14 protein-coding genes are annotated in these 17681 nt (G+C 67.0%); 5 read left to right on the forward strand and 9 right to left on the reverse strand.

The window, feature by feature from the left end; all coding sequences use genetic code 11:
* Positions 1–22 precede the first annotated feature (22 nt).
* Positions 23–961 (forward strand): TAXI family TRAP transporter solute-binding subunit, encoded by a 939-nt coding sequence (locus N7I30_RS18345; RefSeq protein WP_024351486.1) that lies wholly within the window; start codon positions 23–25, stop codon positions 959–961.
* Positions 962–1074: 113 nt separating this feature from the next.
* Positions 1075–3033, forward strand: a complete 1959-nt coding sequence (locus N7I30_RS18350) for a TRAP transporter permease (RefSeq protein WP_498640757.1) — start codon at positions 1075–1077, stop codon at positions 3031–3033.
* 93 nt (positions 3034–3126) lie between these two features.
* Here the strand turns inward: N7I30_RS18350 and N7I30_RS18355 are convergent, their stop codons facing one another.
* The 3 genes from N7I30_RS18355 to N7I30_RS18365 form a co-directional block, all read right to left on the reverse strand.
* Positions 3127–3756: a glutathione S-transferase family protein gene (locus N7I30_RS18355; RefSeq protein ID WP_188077426.1), complete on the reverse strand. Its 630-nt coding sequence runs from the start codon at positions 3754–3756 to the stop codon at positions 3127–3129.
* Between the two features lie 93 nt (positions 3757–3849).
* Complete coding sequence (locus N7I30_RS18360; RefSeq protein ID WP_498640759.1) at positions 3850–5526, reverse strand: thiamine pyrophosphate-binding protein; 1677 nt, start codon at positions 5524–5526, stop codon at positions 3850–3852.
* A gap of 183 nt (positions 5527–5709) precedes the next feature.
* Positions 5710–6696: an aldo/keto reductase gene (locus tag N7I30_RS18365; RefSeq protein WP_498640761.1), complete on the reverse strand. Its 987-nt coding sequence runs from the start codon at positions 6694–6696 to the stop codon at positions 5710–5712.
* Positions 6697–7090: 394 nt separating this feature from the next.
* On the opposite strand from N7I30_RS18365, the gene N7I30_RS18370 reads away from it, so the two are divergent.
* Together N7I30_RS18370 and N7I30_RS18375 are read left to right on the forward strand one after the other, a co-directional pair.
* On the forward strand, positions 7091–8662 hold the full coding sequence (locus tag N7I30_RS18370; RefSeq protein WP_498640763.1) for an aldehyde dehydrogenase (NADP(+)): 1572 nt from the start codon (positions 7091–7093) through the stop codon (positions 8660–8662).
* 184 nt (positions 8663–8846) lie between these two features.
* The gene (locus N7I30_RS18375; RefSeq protein ID WP_498640765.1) at positions 8847–9890 is read left to right on the forward strand and encodes a Gfo/Idh/MocA family protein; all 1044 of its coding nucleotides are present in this window, start codon (positions 8847–8849) and stop codon (positions 9888–9890) included.
* Between the two features lie 65 nt (positions 9891–9955).
* On the opposite strand, the gene N7I30_RS18380 is transcribed toward N7I30_RS18375, so the two are convergent.
* From N7I30_RS18380 to N7I30_RS18395, 4 genes are all read right to left on the reverse strand, one after another.
* Positions 9956–11143: an AGE family epimerase/isomerase gene (locus tag N7I30_RS18380; protein WP_498640767.1), complete on the reverse strand. Its 1188-nt coding sequence runs from the start codon at positions 11141–11143 to the stop codon at positions 9956–9958.
* An 88-nt stretch (positions 11144–11231) separates the two neighbouring features.
* Entirely contained in the window at positions 11232–12536 is a 1305-nt protein-coding gene (locus N7I30_RS18385) for a TRAP transporter large permease (protein ID WP_024351494.1), read from the reverse strand.
* Entirely contained in the window at positions 12533–13012 is a 480-nt protein-coding gene (locus N7I30_RS18390; RefSeq protein WP_024351495.1) for a TRAP transporter small permease, read from the reverse strand. The genes N7I30_RS18385 and N7I30_RS18390 overlap by 4 nt, the downstream gene beginning before the upstream one ends.
* An 80-nt stretch (positions 13013–13092) precedes the next feature.
* Positions 13093–14100, reverse strand: coding sequence for a TRAP transporter substrate-binding protein (locus tag N7I30_RS18395; protein WP_277025307.1), 1008 nt, complete (start codon positions 14098–14100; stop codon positions 13093–13095).
* A gap of 232 nt (positions 14101–14332) precedes the next feature.
* Here N7I30_RS18395 and N7I30_RS18400 point away from each other — a divergent pair, with 232 nt between their 5' ends.
* Positions 14333–15229: an NAD(P)-dependent oxidoreductase gene (locus N7I30_RS18400; protein WP_498640770.1), complete on the forward strand. Its 897-nt coding sequence runs from the start codon at positions 14333–14335 to the stop codon at positions 15227–15229.
* A gap of 109 nt (positions 15230–15338) precedes the next feature.
* On the opposite strand, the gene N7I30_RS18405 is transcribed toward N7I30_RS18400, so the two are convergent.
* Together N7I30_RS18405 and N7I30_RS18410 are read right to left on the reverse strand one after the other, a co-directional pair.
* Positions 15339–16373, reverse strand: coding sequence for an NAD-dependent epimerase (locus N7I30_RS18405; protein ID WP_498640772.1), 1035 nt, complete (start codon positions 16371–16373; stop codon positions 15339–15341).
* On the reverse strand, positions 16373–17662 hold the full coding sequence (locus N7I30_RS18410) for a nucleotide sugar dehydrogenase (protein ID WP_498640774.1): 1290 nt from the start codon (positions 17660–17662) through the stop codon (positions 16373–16375). Before N7I30_RS18410 ends, N7I30_RS18405 begins: the two co-directional genes overlap by 1 nt.
* Positions 17663–17681: the final 19 nt, after the last annotated feature.

Raw genomic sequence — 17681 nt, forward strand, 5'->3', positions numbered from 1 at the left:
GATAAACTGGGAGGAGAAAGACATGAAGAAGACCCTACTGACGCTCGCGCTCACGGCGGCGGGTATCGCCATGACCATGCCGGCACAGGCACAGCAGCTGCGGTTCATGACCGGCCCGCAGGGCGGTTCGTGGTATCCGCTGGGCGGTGCCATCCAGGGCATGGCGCCCGACGGCGTGGCGATCCAGGTCCTGCCGGGCGGCGGCGTCGCCAACGTCCAGGGCGTCCAGAACGGGGCCGCCGATCTCGGCTTCGCCAATTCCATCTCGACGGTCGACGCCATCAAGGGGCGCGAGCCGTTCGAAGGCGAAGCCGACAATGTCTGCAATCTCGCAACGCTCTATCCGCAGTATTTCCAGATCGTCACGACCGCCAGCACCGGCATCGAGAAGGTCGAGGATTTCGCCGGCAAGCGTCTGGCCACCCAGCCGGTCGGCAACACCGCCGAGCAGGTGACCCGCGCCGTGATGCAGGCCGCCGGCATGACCTATGACGACCTGTCGACCGTCGACTACGTGTCCTATTCGGACGGCGTGTCGCTGATGCAGGACAACAATTCCGACATCTTCACGCTCGGCACCACCGTGCCGGCCTCGGCGATCATGGATCTCGCCAATTCGTCCGAGATCAAGCTGGTGCCGCTGGACGCCGACTTCATCGCCAAGATGAAGGCCGAGATCAATCCGGGCTACACCGGCGTGACCATCCCGGCCGGCTCCTATCCCGGGCAGGACGAGGACGTCAGCGCGGTCGGCTACGCCACCCACGTGATCGCGCGCTGCGATCTCGATGCCGGCGTCGTCGAGGGCATTCTCGGCCAGATGTGGGAGAACCGTCAGGATCTCGCCGCCATCGCCGCCGCGATGAAGGACATCACCGTCGAGGAGATGGCCCAGGACGTCGGCGTGCCGATGCACGAGGGTGCCAAGGCCTTCTACAAGGCCAACGGCGTCGAGATGTAAGCAGAATGGCGGGCGTGCGGCTTCGGGAGGGGCCGCACGCCTTTTTGTGACCGGCGGGCGCTTGAGCCGGCCGGACGACGGGTCGGCAATCCGGCCTGTCCACGGGGGGTGACATGGAACGACACGAAGTCTGGCTGAAGCGAACGATCACCGTCGTCGCGGTGACGATGAGCCTGTTCCACCTCTATGTCGCCTATTTCGGGCCGCCCAACGCCTTCACCCTGCGGGCCACCCATTTCGGCTTCGCGCTGGTGCTGGCCTATCTGTCCCTGCCGATGTTCGCCTCGCGCCAGGGCAAGGCCCCCAGGCCGCTCGACTGGCTGTTCCTGGTCGGCTCGCTCGCGGCCTCGGCCTACCCCATTGTCGAGCAGCAATATTTCAACACCCGCATGGCCTATGTCGGCCCGGTCTCGGCCACCGACATCAGCTTCGCCATCCTGATGATCGTCGTCGTCCTGGAAGGCACGCGCCGCGCCATCGGGCCGATCCTGCCGATCACCGCGCTGATCTTCCTCGGCTATCAGGTGTTCTTCACCAACACCCATCTGATCCGATTGCTCGAATACCAGTACATGACGACCGACGCCCTGTTCGGCATCCCGGCGCAGGTCTCGGCCACCTATGTTGTCCTGTTCGTCATCTTCGGCGCCCTCGCCGAACGGCTGGGCATCGGCAAGCTGTTCATGGATTTCGCCCTGGCGCTGACCGGCAGCCAGGCCGGCGGCCCGGCCAAGGTCGCCGTCGTCACCTCGGGCCTGTTCGGCTCGGTGTCGGGCTCGGCCGTCGCCAACGTGATGACCACCGGTACCTTCACGATCCCGCTGATGAAGCGCATCGGCTATCCGCCGCACTTCGCCGGCGCGGTCGAGGCGGTCGCCTCCACCGGCGGCCAGATCATGCCGCCGATCATGGGCGCCGCGGCCTTCGTCATGGCCGAGTTTCTCGGCGTCAGCTATCTGAAGGTCGCGGCCTTCGCACTGCTGCCCGCCCTGCTCTACTATCTCGCGGTCTTCCTCGCGGTGCATTTCGAGGCCAAGAAGCAGGGCCTGAAGGGTCTGCCCAAGGCCGACCTGCCTCGCGTCGGCGAGGTGCTGCGCGAGCGCGGCCATCTGTTCCTGCCACTGTTCATCATCATCGGCACGCTGATGTCCGGCTTCTCGGCGCCCTTCTCGGCGCTGATGGGCATCCTCTCCGTGGTGCCGGTCGTCCTGATGCGCAGCACGACACGCAGCGAATTCACCATGGCCAAGCTGATCGACGGCCTGGAGGCGGGTGCCATCAACTCGGTGATCGTCGCCATGGCCTGCGCCACCGCCGGCATCGTCATCGGCGTCATCGCCCAGACCGGGCTCGGCCTGACCTTCACCAGCATCGTGCGCGCCGCAGCGCAGGACATGCTGCTGCCGGCCCTGCTGCTGACCATGGTCGCCGGCATCGTCCTGGGCATGGGCATGCCGACGACGCCGGCCTACATCGTCCAGGTGGCGCTCCTCGTGCCGGCCCTCGTCCGGCTCGGCGTGGCGGTCGAGGCGGCGCACATGTTCGTGCTCTACTTCGCCATCCTGTCGGCGATCACCCCGCCGGTCGCGATCGCCGTCTATGCGGCCTGCGGCATCAGTCGCTCGGCGGTCTGGGACACCAGCATCGCGGCGGTGAAACTGGCGCTGACGGGCTACATCATCCCGTTCATGTTCGTCTTCGGCCCGTCGCTGCTCCTGATCGGCGACTGGGACAAGGTGGCCGTGTCCGTCGTGACCTCGATCACCGGCGTCACGCTGCTCACCGGCGGCCTCTCCGGCTATCTGCTGAAGCCGGCCAACTGGCCGACGCGGCTGCTCTACATCGCCGCCGCCTTCACGCTGATCAAGCCGGGCCTGACGACCGACATGATCGGTGCCAGTCTCGGCGCGCTCGGCCTGTTCCTCAACTGGCGCTGGCCGGCGCCGGACTTCGTGCCGCGCAACCGGCCGATGGTCGATCCGGGCCATGTGGAGGCGCCAGAGAATGCGCCGATCGAGCCCGGCGACCTGCTGGAAGCCTCGGCCCACAGCAGCCATCCGCGCAACGGCTGACGCGAAAAAGGCGGGGCGCCGAGCGCCCCGCCTTTTTCCATGTCCAGGGACCGTCTCCCTCGGCGCCGGCCGTCCATGGCGGCCGATGCCGCATCAGGGCATCGGGATGTCCTGCGTGAACTTCGGCACGTGATAGCCCTTCTGCACCGCCTCGCGGCCGGCCAGTTCGACATACCAGCGCTTCACATTCGGGAAGTCGTGGAGCGAGATCTCCTGCCATTCATGGCGCGACGCCCACGGCCAGATCGACAAATCGGCGATGGAATACTCGCCGGCGACATATTGTTCGCGGCCAAGCTGGGTGTCGAGCACGCCGTAGAGCCGGCGCACTTCCTTGGCGAAGCGCTCCTCCGCGAAGGGTGCCTTGCCCTTGTTGAACTTCAGATATTGATGCGCCTGGCCGAGCATCGGGCCGAAGCCGCCCATCTGCCACATCAGCCATTCGAGCGTCTTCATCCGGGCGACGGGCTCGGTCGGCAGCAGCTTGCCGGACTTTTCCGCCAGATAGATCAGGATCGCGCCCGATTCCATCAGCGTCAGGCCGTTGTCGCGGTCGACGATCGCCGGGATCTTGTTGTTCGGCGCGATCTTCAGGAATGCGGGATCGAACTGTTCGTCCTTGGTGATGTCGATGGCGTGGGCCTCGTAGGGAAGCCCCATTTCTTCCAGCGCGATCGAGACCTTGCGGCCATTGGGCGTCGCCCAGGTGTAGAGATCGATCATCGGTGCAAATCCTCCCAGAGTGCTGTGTTCGAGATAGTCGAGGCATGGTGGCCTGCGGCGGCGCGATGACCGACCGCAGACCGAACCGGATGGCTATTTCGCCAGGGCGCGCAGCTTCGTCACCGTGGTGCGGGTCGAGATGCGCTCGGGATCGGTGACGAGCTCGATCAGCGCCGCCTTGCCGGAGGCACGCGCCCGCTCGAAGACCGGCATGAACTCGTCATTGCTGGTCACCCGCTCGCCATGGGCGCCCATCGCCGTCGCCATGGCGGCGAAATCCGGGTTCTGCAGGTCGGTCCCGACGACCCGGACCGGATATTCCCGCTCCTGATGCATGCGGATCGTGCCGTAGGTGCCGTTGGCGAAGACGAAGATGATCGGTGTCGCGCCGTACTGGACGGCGGTCGCCAGTTCGAGGCCGCTCATCTGGAAGCCGCCGTCGCCGACGCAGCCGATGACGGTGCGGTCGGGATGGGCGATCGCGGCGGCGACGGCTGCCGGCACCGCATAGCCCATGGCGCCGGCCGTCGAGCCGATCTGCCGCCCCGGCCGCCCGTAGCGCAGATAGCGCTGCGGCCAGCCGGTGTGGTTGCCGGCGTCGAGCGTGACGATGGCGTCCGTCGCGAGCTCTTCGCGCAAAGTGGTGAAGGCGGCCGCAAGATCCAGCGGACCGGCTTCCTGTTCGGGCTCCACGTCGGCCAGGAACTCCTGGCGCAGCTGCGAACGCCAGCCCTCGAAGCGCGACGGTTCGAACCAGCGCGCCTCGGCAAGGGCCGAAGCCAGCGAGGCCGGCGAGGCGCAGAGGCCGAGCTCGGGCTGATAGACCCGGCCGACCTCCTCGGCGCCGGAATGGATGTGGATCAGGCGCGGTCGCGGCGACGGCGAATCCAACGTCGTGTAGCCCTTGGTGGTCATCTCCCCGAGCCGCGCGCCGGCGACGAACAGCACGTCGACCTCGGCCATCCGCTTGACGAGGCTCGGCGCGCCGGCCGTACCGAAATCGCCGACGAAGCTCGACGAGCCCGCAGAAACGACGTCCTGGCGGCGGAACGAACTGGCGACCGGCAGGCCGTTGGCCTCGGCAAAGGCGGTGATGTCGCGGCACGCCGCATCGGTCCAGCCGCTGCCGCCGACCAGCATCAGCGGGTTCTTCGCGTCCGCGAGGATCGCCCGGATCGCCTCGGCATCGGCCGCCGTAACATGGCCCTCCACGGGCGTCGCCTTGGGCGCGTCGCCGACGCTCGCCATCTCGGTCAGCATGTCCTCGGGCAGCGCCAGCACCACCGGCCCAGGCCGCCCCGACATCGCCACCTGATAGGCCCGCGCGACATATTCGGGAATGCGCGCCGTCGTCTCGATCTCGGCCGCCCATTTGGCGACCGGCGAGAACATCCGGCGATAGTCGATCTCCTGGAAGGCCTCGCGATCGCGCATGTCGCGGCCGACCTGGCCGACGAACAGGATCATCGGCGTCGAATCCTGGAACGCCGTGTGCACGCCGACCGAGGCATGGCAGGCGCCCGGGCCGCGGGTCACGAAGCACAGGCCCGGCTTGCCGGTCAGCTTGCCGTAGGCATCGGCCATGTTGGCGGCGCCGGCCTCGTGGCGGGCATTGATCAGCCGGATCTCGTCGCGGCTGTCATAGAGCGCGTCGAGCACCGCCAGATAGCTTTCGCCGGGCACGCAGAAGGCGGTGTCGGCCCCCTGCTTCAGCAGCTGGTCCACCAGAATGCGCCCACCGTTGCGGGCATTGGCTTGCGACTGGGTCATGTTCAGATCGACCTCGAAGGAATGCGCGGCCTTGAAGACCGTCCTGCGGGAGGCGCGAGGATCACGCCGGATGAAACCCGCGTCAGCGGGCGGTGGATCGAGCCGGCCGGGCCGTTGCGGTCAGATCTAGCGCGGCCGAAGGGCCATCGCCAAGACCGCCGCAACAGCCGCCTGGAGGCCGGCTCAGCAATAGCGTTCCGGACCGACGGACTGGGCGTCCGAATAGCGGTCGCCATGGGCAAAGCCGACCGGCAACACGGCCTCGATGGCGGCCATGTCCTCCGCCGACAGCGTGATCGCCATCGCGTCGGCGTGGTCGTCCAGATGATCCGCGCTGCGCGTGCCGGGAATGGCGACGATCTGCGGCGAGCGATGCAGCACCCAGGCGATCGCCAGCGCCGCCGGCGACTGGCCCCGCTCGGCCGCAAAGGCACGAAAGCGGTCGGCGGCAGCGAGGTTGTGGCTGAAATTCGGCTCGACGAAGCGCGGATTGGCGGTGCGGAAATCGCCGGGCGGGAAATCGGCCGGCACCAACGGCTTTGCCCCGAACATGCCGCGGGCCAGCGGCGAGAAGGCGACGAGCGCCGTGCCGGAGCGTTCGCATTCCTGCACGAGGCCGAGTTCCGGCAGCCGCGTCCACAGGGAATATTCGCTCTGGACGGCAGCCACCGGATGCACCGCATTGGCGCGGCGCAGCGTGCCCGGAGAAATCTCCGACAGGCCGATCGCGCCGATCTTGCCCTCCTCCTTGAAGCACACCAGCGTCTCCATCACCTCCTCGATCGGCCGCCCGGCCTCGCGGCGATGGATGTAGAAGAGGTCGACATGGTCGACGCCGAGCCGGCGCAGCGAGGCTTCGAGGGCGCCGCGCAGATAGTCGGCCGAATTGTCGAAGCTGCGCTGTGGAGCCCGCTTGATCGCCGCCTTGGTGGCGATGACGAATCGGTGCGGCCGGGCTTTCAGGAAGCTGCCGATCACCTCCTCCGAGACGCCCTCGCCATAGACGTCGGCCGTATCGAGATGATCGATACCGCGTTCGATCGCCCGGTCGAGCGTGCGGTGGCTCTCCGTCACGTCGGTCGCCCCGTAGATGCCGCCGAAGCTCATGCAGCCGAGCCCCACGGGCGCCACCAGCGGTCCGCCCGTTCCAAGCCTGCGCCGTTCCATCATGCCCCCTCTTCATTCACTGGCCGTGCGTCCGCCTGCTCTTGCAGACAGATGCGGACGCTTCGGTCTCGCGTCGCCGCGGCGGCCGCTTCCGGCCGGCAATCCCCGCGCAACGTCTCCCTCCACGACCGGTGGATAACGTATCCACTGCCCCGATCGTGCCCTTCCGGGAACCGATAGCACATCGGCGACCTTGCCCCGAGCGTCATATGATGACACGTGAAGCACGTCACCGGCGAATGGTGCCGGCGCGTCGCATGACTTTCGTGTGGACAGCCGTGCTGCCTAATGTCGATGTATGCATTGAAAGCTCGCCACCCGCGACAAACATTCCGGGTCCCAGGATCGCTCGTCCGCTTCGGTGTGGCGGGCATGGCTGCAAATGACAGGTGAATTGATGGCTTTGACAGGAGACCTCCTCATCGGAGGCGCGACACGACACGGAACCGCAGGCGACATCCACGGCCTTGATGCGGCAACCGGCGAGAAGCTCGAGCCGGCCTTCGGTGCGGCCGGCCCCGACGATCTGGAAAAGGCCTGCGCGCTCGCCGCCGAGGCGTTCCCGATCTTCCGCGAGACCGATCTGGAAGCACGCGCCGTGTTCCTGGAGACGATCGCCCAGAACATCATGGATATCGGCGACGAGCTGGTCCAGCGCTGCGTGACCGAGACCGGCCTGCCGCAGGCACGCGTCGAAGGCGAGCGCGGCCGCACGGTCGGCCAGCTTCGGCTGTTCGCCGCGACCGTCCGCGAGGGCTCGTTCCTCGAGGCCCGCATCGACCCGGCCATGCCGGACCGCAAGCCGATGCCGCGCGTCGACCTGCGCCTGCGCAATGTCGCCGTCGGCCCGGTCGCCGTCTTCGGCGCGTCCAACTTCCCGCTGGCCTTCTCGGTCGCCGGTGGCGACACGGCCTCGGCGCTGGCCGCCGGCTGCCCGGTCGTCGTCAAGGCCCATTCGGCCCATCCCGGCACCTCCGAGCTGGTCGGCAAGGCCGTTCAGAAGGCGGTCAAGGATTGCGGCCTGCATGAGGGCGTCTTCTCGATGCTGTTCGGCTCGGGCCGCGTCATCGGCCAGGGCCTCGTCGCCGATCCGCGCATCAAGGCTGTCGGCTTCACCGGCTCGCGCAGCGGCGGCACGGCGCTGATGGCGACCGCAGCGGCCCGTTCCGAGCCGATCCCGGTCTATGCCGAGATGAGCTCGATCAACCCGGTCGTGCTGCTGTCGGGCGCGCTCTCCGCACGCGGCGAAGCGATCGGCAAGGCCTTTGTCGGTTCGCTGACCATGGGTGCCGGCCAGTTCTGCACCAATCCGGGCCTGATCCTCGCCATTGACGGCGAGGGCCTCGAGAGCTTCGTCAAGGGCGCCAGCGCCGCACTGGGCGAGGCTCCGGCCGCGACCATGCTGACGCCGGGCATCCACGAGGCCTATTGCGAAGGCGTCAAGCGCCTGGACAGCCATTCGCAGGTCCAGAAGCTGGCCGAGGGCAAGGTCGGTGAGAAGTTCCAGGGCCAGGCCGCCCTGTTCTCCACCAAGGCCGCCGACTTCCTGGCGCATCCGGAGCTGCAGGAAGAGGTCTTCGGCTCGACCTCGCTGATCGTGCGCTGTGCCGACGAGGCGGAACTGCAGAAGGTCCTGGGCTCGGTCGAGGGTCAGCTGACCATCGCCCTGCACATGGAAGAGGGCGATCACGACGACGCCCGCAAGCTGCTGCCCGTGCTCGAGGAGAAGGCCGGCCGCATCCTGGTCAACGGCTTCGGCACCGGTGTGGAAGTGGCCCCGGCCATGGTCCATGGCGGCCCCTTCCCGGCCACATCCGACGGCCGTTCCACCTCGGTCGGGACGCTCGCCATCGCCCGCTTCCTGCGGCCGGTGAGCTACCAGGACATGCCCGACGCGCTGCTGCCGAAGGCCCTGCAGGAGGCCAACCCGCTGAACGTGCCGCGCCGCATCGACGGCAATCTCGGCTAAGCTCCGCGCAGACCACGAACGAAGCCCCCGGTGACCGACGGTCCCGGGGGCTTTTTCGTTTGGGGCTCCGGCACGCCCGGATGGCGCGAGCCCGTCCGGCACATGCCCCGGCCCTTGGCATCGCCGGCCATATGGCCGACAGTGCCGTGGGGGAAATTCACGACATCTTCGGGGGGAGAAAATCTTGGCAGTTCAGAAAAGACGGGTCGCGCTGGTCGGGCTCGGCATGGTGGTGGGCGCCCATGTCCGCAGCCTCGACGATCTCGCCGACCGGGTCGAGATCGCCTATGCCTACAGTCCCACGGCGGCCCGGCGCGAGGCCTTCGCGGCGCAGTTTCCGGTCCCGACCTGCGATCGTCTGGAGACGATCCTCGACGATCCGAGCATCGACGCCGTCATCGTCCTGACCCCGCCCAACACCCATCTCGACATCGTCGGGCGCTGCGCGGCGGCGGGCAAGCACGTGCTTCTGGAAAAGCCGCTGGAGATCACCACCGAGCGCGCCACGCAGATGGTCGCGGCCTGCGAGGCCGCCGGGGTCACTCTCGGCATCGTCCTGCAGCACCGCTTCCGCCCGGCCGCCGAGGCGCTCGCACAGATGATGGCCGCCGGCGACCTCGGCGAGATCGCCGGCTGCTCGACGATCATCCGGCTGTGGCGGCCGCAGGCCTATTACGACGAGCCCGGCCGCGGCAGCCTCGCCCGCGATGGCGGCGGCGTGCTTCTGACCCAGGGCATCCATACGCTCGACCTGATGCTGAGCCTTGCCGGCAGACCGGCCGAGGTGCGGGGCTTCGCCACCACCAGCCCGGTGCATGTGATGGAAACCGAGGACATGGTCGCCGCCGGCATCCGCTTCGAGAACGGCGCCCTCGGCACGATCGACGCGACCACCGCCGCCTATCCGGGCTTTCCCGAGCGCATCGAGTTCATCTGCCGCAACGGGACCGCGGTCCTCGCCGGGACTGGCCTCGACGTCACGTTCCACGACGGCCGCACCGAGCGGGTCGCACCGCTGGAGACCGCCGGGGGCACCGGGGCCAATCCGATGGATTTCCCGCATGACTGGCACCGCAGCGCCATCGCCGACTTCCTCGACGCGCTGGACGGGGAGCGCGCACCGCGCATCTCGGGCCGCGAGGCGCTGAAGGTGCATCGCCTGATCGACGCGCTGATCGAGGCCGGCCGGACGGGAACCAGCGTCGCGGTCGCCGCAGATCCGGCCTGACCGCCCACCTGCGCCTGCCATCTCCGGCCGGCGCGGGGTGCACCAGACGGTGAACGACCATGGCGCTATTGGGCCTCCCAGGCGCCGAGCCGCTGGCCTTCGATGATCGCCATGGCGACATGGTAGAGCAGCCGCGTCGGCGCATCGGCCTGCAGCGTCTTGCCGTCGGGGTCGATCTGGTTACGCCAGATCGGGCGGTCGGCAGCGATGTGCTGCTTGAACATCAGCCTGGTCAGCTGCCGGGCCCGCGCCACGCCCTCCGCGTCGCCGGCCGATTCGGCCCGCGCCAGATGTGCCTTGATGCCTTCCGTCTGGGGCCAGAGCAGCATCGATGTCGAGATCGGTGCGCCCGACGGGTCGATCTCGTCATAGACGCCGCCGCCCAGACGGCCGCCACGATGGGTGCCGTTGTTCCAGCCGAACCGGTAGAGCGCCGCGGTATGGCCGTCGAAGCGCCGGTCGCCGGACAGGGCCGCATAGCGGTGCAGCAGCCAGACCCATTCGAACTGGTGGCCCGGCTCGCGGATGCGGCCGGCCGGCGGCGGCGCTTCGCCGAGATTGCGGTCGAGGAACTCGCGCAGCGAGCCGGTGTCGGCGTCGTAGAAATGCGCCGCGAAGATTTCGGCGATGCGCCTCGCATGCTCCAGCCAGCGCGCCTCGCCCGTCGCCTCGTGCAGAGCGAGTAGCGCCTCGAAGAGATGCATGTGCGGGTTCTGGCGACGCGGCAGCGGATAGGGTTCGCCGGGCTGCGTGGCCCTGTCGTCCTCGTGATAGCCGCCGGTCGCCGGATCGAAGAGCGTGCCGTGGAACCAGTCGAAGGTCTCGTCGAGGAGGGTCCGCGCCGTCTCCGACGGCCCGAGCCGCAACAAGGCGGCAAGACCGAGCAGCACGAAGCTGTGGTCGTAGGCATCCTTGACCCGGTTCGCACCGGGTGCAGCCGGGTCCCCGTCCCGGCCGACCGCGCGGTAGAAGCCGCCGTCGGACGGATCGCGCAGATGGTCGGTGAGGAAGGCCAGCGCCGCCTCGGCGCCGGCGACGCAGTCCTCGCCGCCGCCGTTCAGCCGCGCATGGGCGCAGGTGAACAGCATCCGCGCCTGAACGAGCGTGGTCTTCGGATCGTCCTCATACGGTTCGCCGGCCGACGAGAGCCGGTCGAAGAAACCGCCATGCCGGTCGTCCCGCGACGTCGCGATCCAGAACGGCATGGCCTTGTCGTAGAGCCAGAGATCCGGCCGCCGATCGCTGCGTGTCATGTGCGTCTTTCCCTGATCGTATGGTCTATAAAAAAGAGCGCGGCGCACCGTTTCCGGGCACCGCGCTCCTCCCCACTCAACCGATGGCTCAGTTGACGAATTGCGGCATCAGCAGTCGCGGCAGCCACAGGCTGACCGACGGGAACACGATGACCAGCGCCAGGATGGCCAGCATCGGCGCCAGGATGATCGCCACGTCCTTGATCACCCGTTTGACCGATATGCCCGCGACCGAACAGGAGATCAGCAGGCACAGGCCGTAGGGCGGCGTCACCAGGCCGAAGGCGAGGCTGATCACGCCGATCATGGCGAAGTGGATCGGATGCATGCCGACCGACTGGGTGACCGGCCACAGCACCGTGCCGAGGATGATGATCGCCGGGATCGCATCGATGAAGCAGCCGATGATCAGGAAGGCGATCGCCACCGCGAAGCCCATCTCGGTGATGCCGAGATCCATCGCCTGCACATAGGAGACGAGCGCCGCCGGGACCTTGAAATAGGCCAGGATCCAGCCGAAGGCGCTGGCGGTGCCGATGCAGAACAGCGCGATCGAGGCGAAGCGCCCGGTGTCGTAAAGGACCTCGGTCAGGAGCTTCAGGCCGATGGTGCGATAGACGACCATGCCGAGGAACAGCGCATAGAGCGCGGCGACCACGGAGGCCTCGGTCGGCGTGAAGACGCCGCCGACAATGCCGCCGACGATGATGATCGGCGTCATCAAGGCGAGCGCGGCCCCGAGAAACGCACCGGCGAGTTCGCGGAACGTGGCGCGGGTGTGCAGGCCCATGCCGTGACGCCGCGCATAGATGTAGACCGTGGTCATCTGCGCGCCGGCGATCAGCATGCCGGGAATGATGCCGGCAAGGAACAGGCCGCCAATGGAGACCGACATCAGCCCGCCCCACACGACCATCAGGATCGATGGCGGGATCACCACGCCCATCACCGAGGAACAGGCAGTCACGGCGACGGAGAACGAGGCCGAGAAGCCTTCCTTCTTCATCTGCGGGATCAGCAGCGAGCCGATGCCGGCGGCGTCCGCCGTCGAGCTGCCCGAGATGCCGGCGAAGAACATCGACACCACGACATTGACGTGGCCGAGGCCGCCCGGAAGGTGCCCGACCAGCGCCCGTGACAATCGGATCAACCGGTCGGTGATGCCCGCCGCGTTCATCAGATTGGCGGCGAGCAGGAAGAACGGCACCGCCAGCAGCACGAAGGAATTGTAGGACCGGAACATCTCCTGCAGCAGCAGGATCGGCGTCAGCCGGGGCTCCAGGAAGAACACCGGGATACAGGCGAGAGCGAGCGCGAAGGCGACCGGCACCCGCAGGATGATGAAGAGCAGGAACAGCCCGAACAGCAGCGCAGCGACGAAACCGGGGGTCATGCGACCTCTCCCAGCGGGCGCCGCAGTTCGATCATGACCTTCTCGGCCATGAAGAGCAGCGTGACGACCCCCATCAGCGGCCAGGCCACGAACATCCAGTTCATCGGCAGCGAGGCGATCTCGGAGGTCTGGTACCAGCCGAAGAGCAGGAACTGCCAGCCGTACCAGACGAAGATCACGGCCACGAGCGAGACCATCAGATGCACGAAGATGCGCTTGGCCCGCTCAACCTTGGGATTGGCCGATTCCGGTAGGATCTCCAGATCGAAATGGGTGCCGTCGCGCACCGCGCACATGGCGCCGATCATGATCATCCACACGAAGCAGAAGCGGGCGATCTCCTCGGTCCAGATATAGCGGGGCACGTAGTCGGAGCGTGACAGCACCTGCATCGTCACGGGAATGATCAGGCCTGCGACGAGCAGACCCAGTGCCACCTTGAGGACGAGGTGGACTGCGTCGAGGATGCGATGCATGAACTCTACCGAAAAATGCGGGAAATGCGCGGAAACAGCCGGGGTCGCCGGGACGGCAGAGCCGCCCCGGCTAGGCGCCGTTACTTGATCGCCTGGATGTTCTTCAGAACGTCGGCTGCACCGAGCTCTTCGGCATAGGCCTCGAGCACCGGATTGGCGGCCGCCAGCATGGCATCACGCTCGGTGAATTCATGCGTGTTCAACCAGCCCTTCTCGACCATGGCGTCGAGCTTCTTGCCGTCCTCGCCGCTTTCGATCTCGCGGCCGTACTGCCCGGCCTGCGGACCGGCCTCGTCGATGCACTTCTGCAGGCCTTCCGGCAGACGCTGATAGGTCTTGTTCGACATCATCAGCGGCCGGATGGTGATCGCGTGCTTGGTCAGCGACAGCTCCGGTCCCACTTCGTAGAACTTCATCTGCTCGACGCCGGCCGCCTCGTTCTCGGCGGCCTCGATGACGCCGGTCTGGATGGCGTTGTAGACCTCGTTATAGGCGATCACAGTCGGCGCCGCGCCGAGCGCGTTGAAGACGCTGGTCCAGATCGGGGCGCCCTGCATGCGGATCGACAGGCCCTTCATCTCTTCCATGTTGGTGACCGGCCGCGTCGCGAAGACGTTGCGCGTGCCGCCGCCCGCATAGCCGAGCAGCCGGATGTCGGCCTTTTCGAGAATGTCGTCGGCGATCGGCTTCAGCGCGTCGGCTTCCAGCACCTTGTTCCAGTGATCCTCGTCACGGAACAGGAACGGCATGTCCATCAGCGGCGCCATCTTCGAGAAGGTGGACATGTGGGCGGGCGAGGCCACCGCATAGTCCACCGACAGGCCCTGGTTCATGTAGGCGACGTAGTCCTTTTCGAGGCCCAGCTCGGAGTTCAGGTGCATCTCGAACTCGATGGGCTCTTCGGTGTAGCAGGCCGAAACCAGCTCCTCGAACTTGCGCATCGTCTTGGTGAAGGCGTGGTTCTCGTCGAACTGGCTCGCGCCGATCAGCTTCGTCTGCGCAGCGGCCGGTGCGGCCGAACCGAGCGCCACGGCACTGGCACCAAGCAGAAGTGCGGCGGCCGCACCCTTCATGAATCCAAACGTCATATTGTTCCTCCCAATATGGTGCGCGTTTCTGCAGTAAACGCGCACCGTTCTTTCTGCGCTGCAATATTGCAGTGCAGTATTTTCTCCCGATTCCGACTATATCCGATGACTTGCGCGGGTCAACAACGTATACGCTAAGCCTGTCGGTGCTTTTTATCGCCGGTACGATTGGAGATCGCGAGCGGGAATCGACGTGCAGGAGCGCGACCGTTCGCCGGAGAGGGACTTCACTATGACCAACAAGCCATCGATCGGTTTCATCGGCCTCGGGCTCATGGGATCGGCCATGGTCGAGCGCATGCAGAAGCTCGGCTACCCGATGACCGTCATCGCCAACCGCAGCCGCGGCAATGTCGATGCCGCTGTCACGCGCGGGGCGACCGAGACCAAGACATCGCGCGAGCTCGCCGGCCGCAGCGACATCGTCATGATGTGCATGGACACGTCCGCCTCGGTCGAGGCGCGCATGTTCGGCGAGGACGGCGTCATTGCGGGCCTGCGCCCGGGCAGCCTCGTCATCGACTTCGGCACGTCGCTGCCCGATTCGACCAAGCGGATCGCCGTGGCCGTCGCCGAAGCCGGCGCCGAATACATGGACGCACCGCTCGGCCGCACCCCGTCCCATGCCGTCGACGGCAAGCTCAACATCATGTCGGCCGGCAGCACGGAAGCCTTCGAGCGCGCCAAGCCGGTCTTCGAGGATCTCGGCGAGAACATCTTCCATGTCGGCCCGCTCGGCGCCGGCCACACGCTGAAGCTGATCAATAATTTCTTCGCCATGACCACCGCCTGCGCTATGTCGGAAGCCTTCGCCATGGCCGACCAGGCCGGCATCGAGCGCGACACGCTATACGGCGTGATGTCGGCCGGCCCGCTGAAGTCCGGCATGATGGATTTCGTCAAGGCCTACGCCGTCGACGACAATCCCAACATGCTCGCCTTCTCGGTCGCCAATGCCCGCAAGGATGTCGGCTATTACAGCCGCATGGCCGACGATCTCGGCGTGCCAAGCGTTATGTCGACCTCGGCCAAGCAGGCGCTGTCGCTGGCGACCGCCGGCGGCTTCGGCCAGCGCATGGTGCCGGAAATGGTGGCGTTCTTCGCCGGCCTGTTCGGCGGCAAGAAGTAACCCTCAGCCCTTGAAGAACCGGATCCGGCGGCCCCGCTGCCGGATCCCTGCAAGGGTGCGATCTTCGCCGGCACCGTCCCTGCGGGCCGGATGGAGCGCCCTGCCCTCGCTAGGCGTTAGCGGCGACCCGGTAATAGTCGCGGTACCATGCGACGAAGGCCGCAACGCCCTCCTTCACCGGTGTCGCCGGTCGGTAGCCGACGGCCCGCTCCAGTTCGCCGACATCGGCAAAGGTGTCGGGCACGTCGCCCGGCTGCAGCGGCAGGAGCTGGCGTTCCGCCTTGCGGCCCAGCGCTTCTTCCAGCGCCTCGACGTAATCGAGCAGCTTCACCGGCGAATTGTTGCCGATGTTGAACAGCCGGAACGGCGCATTGCTGGTCGCCGGATCGGGCCGGTCGCTGTTCCACTCCGGGTCAGGCGTGGCCGGGCTGTCGCTGGTGCGGATCACCCCTTCGGCGATGTCGCCGACATAGGTGAAGTCGCGGGTATGGTTGCCGCCGTTGAACAGCGAGATCGGCCGGCCTTCGAGGATGTTCCGGGTGAACAGGAACAGCGCCATGTCCGGCCGGCCCCATGGGCCATAGACGGTGAAGAAGCGCAGTCCCGTCGTCGGCAGCCGGAACAGATGGCTGTAGGAATGCGCCATCAGCTCGTTGGCACGCTTGGTGGCCGCGTAGAACTGCAGCGGATGATCGACGCTCTGGTGCTCGGAGAACGGCATCGCCGTATCAGCGCCATAGACGCTGGAGGTCGAGGCATAGGTCAGATGCCCGACCCCGCCATGCCGGCAGGCTTCCAGGATGTTGGTGAAGGCGATGACGTTGGATTCCACATAGGCATGGGGATTTTCCAGCGAGTAGCGCACGCCGGCCTGGGCCGCGAGATGGATCACCCGGTCCGGGCGATGCGCCGCAAAGCAGGCCGCCACCGCGTCGCGGTCGGCCAGATTGGCCCGCACGAAGCTGTAGCGACCAGTCGACCGTGCCGCCATCTCTTCCAGCACCCGCAGCCGGGCTTCCTTGAGCGCCGGGTCGTAATAGTCGTTGACCACGTCGAAACCCACGACGTCGTCGCCGCGCTCCAGAAGGCGCCGCACGACATGGAAGCCGATGAAGCCGGCATTGCCGGTGACCAGAACCGTCATCAGAGCCGCCCGTCCGTGTCCTCGCGCGCAAAGACGCCCTTCACATCGTAGAACGCCGCCTTCTCCCGGCCCAACCCCCTGATGGCGGCCGCGCCCATGGCGGCGAACTGCCGGTGGCCGACGGCCAGAACGATCCCGTCATAGGTGGCGGGATCGGGCTCCTCGGTCAGGCAGGCAAAGCCGAATTCGCGCTCGCATTCCTCCGGCGCGACCCATGGGTCCCAGACATCGACCACGGCGTTGAACTGCTTGAGGTCGGTCACAAGGTCGATTACCCGCGAATTGCGGATGTCCGGGCAGTCTTCCTTGAAGGCGATGCCCATGACCAGGATGCGGCTGCCGACGACCGGCAGGCCACGGCTCATCATCAGCCGCGCCACCTGGTCGGCCACATGGTGCCCCATCCGGTCGTTGATCCGCCGCCCGGCGAGGATCACCTCGGGATGATAGCCGACCTCCTGCGCCCGGTGGGTCAGGTAATACGGGTCGACGCCAATGCAGTGACCGCCGACGAGGCCGGGCCGGAACGGCAGGAAATTCCACTTGGTGCCGGCGGCCGCCAGAACGTCGAGCGTGTCGATCCCGAGCCGCTGGAAGACGATCGAGAGCTCGTTCATCAGCGCGATGTTGAGATCGCGCTGGGTGTTCTCGATCACCTTGGCGGCTTCCGCCACCTCGATCGACGGCGCCTTGTGGGTGCCGGCGGTGACGATCGTGCCGTAGAGCCGGTCGACGGTCTCCGCGGCCTCCGGGGTGGAGCCGCTCGTGACCTTGGTGATCGTCGTCAGCCGGTGCTGGCGGTCGCCCGGATTGGCGCGCTCCGGGCTGTAGCCGAGGAAGAAGTCGCGGTTCAGCGTCAGCCCGGACAGCTTTTCCAGGATCGGCGCGCAGATGTCGCGGGTGCAGCCCGGATAGACCGTCGATTCGTAAATCACCAGCGCACCGGCCGAGAGCGCCCGGCCGACCGATTCCGTTGCCCGGATCAGCGGCCCGAGATCGGGACGGTTCGCCTTGTCGATGGGCGTCGGCACCGTCACGATGAAGATGCTGCAGGCCGACAGGGCTTCCGGATCGCTGGAAAAGGCGAGATTTTCCGCCGTTGCCTGCAGGTCGGCCGGATCAACCTCCAGCGTCGCGTCGCAGCCATCCTGCAGTTCGGCGATCCGCGCGGCCCTGATGTCGAAGCCCAGAACCTTGCGCTGCCGGGCAAACTCCACCGCCAGCGGCAGGCCGACATAGCCCAGCCCGATGACGGCGATCGTGCCGTGGTCCGATTCGTCCTGGCGCAAAGCGGCACCTCCGGTCGCG

It is taken from the genome of Aurantimonas litoralis (assembly GCF_026153195.1).
GTDB classification, from domain to species: Bacteria; Pseudomonadota; Alphaproteobacteria; order Rhizobiales; family Rhizobiaceae; genus Aurantimonas; species Aurantimonas coralicida.

Excerpts from the sequence above, each read along its gene's own strand:
- N7I30_RS18345 (WP_024351486.1), top strand. The coding sequence starts at position 23 with ATGAAGAAGACCCTACTGACGCTCGCGCTCACGGCGGCGGGTATCGCC.
- N7I30_RS18350 (WP_498640757.1), top strand. The coding sequence starts at position 1,075 with ATGGAACGACACGAAGTCTGGCTGAAGCGAACGATCACCGTCGTCGCG.
- N7I30_RS18355 (WP_188077426.1), bottom strand. The coding sequence starts at position 3,756 with ATGATCGATCTCTACACCTGGGCGACGCCCAATGGCCGCAAGGTCTCG.
- N7I30_RS18360 (WP_498640759.1), bottom strand. The coding sequence starts at position 5,526 with ATGACCCAGTCGCAAGCCAATGCCCGCAACGGTGGGCGCATTCTGGTG.
- N7I30_RS18365 (WP_498640761.1), bottom strand. The coding sequence starts at position 6,696 with ATGATGGAACGGCGCAGGCTTGGAACGGGCGGACCGCTGGTGGCGCCC.
- N7I30_RS18370 (WP_498640763.1), top strand. The coding sequence starts at position 7,091 with ATGGCTTTGACAGGAGACCTCCTCATCGGAGGCGCGACACGACACGGA.
- N7I30_RS18380 (WP_498640767.1), bottom strand. The coding sequence starts at position 11,143 with ATGACACGCAGCGATCGGCGGCCGGATCTCTGGCTCTACGACAAGGCC.
- N7I30_RS18385 (WP_024351494.1), bottom strand. The coding sequence starts at position 12,536 with ATGACCCCCGGTTTCGTCGCTGCGCTGCTGTTCGGGCTGTTCCTGCTC.
- N7I30_RS18390 (WP_024351495.1), bottom strand. The coding sequence starts at position 13,012 with ATGCATCGCATCCTCGACGCAGTCCACCTCGTCCTCAAGGTGGCACTG.
- N7I30_RS18395 (WP_277025307.1), bottom strand. The coding sequence starts at position 14,100 with ATGACGTTTGGATTCATGAAGGGTGCGGCCGCCGCACTTCTGCTTGGT.
- N7I30_RS18400 (WP_498640770.1), top strand. The coding sequence starts at position 14,333 with ATGACCAACAAGCCATCGATCGGTTTCATCGGCCTCGGGCTCATGGGA.
- N7I30_RS18405 (WP_498640772.1), bottom strand. The coding sequence starts at position 16,373 with ATGACGGTTCTGGTCACCGGCAATGCCGGCTTCATCGGCTTCCATGTC.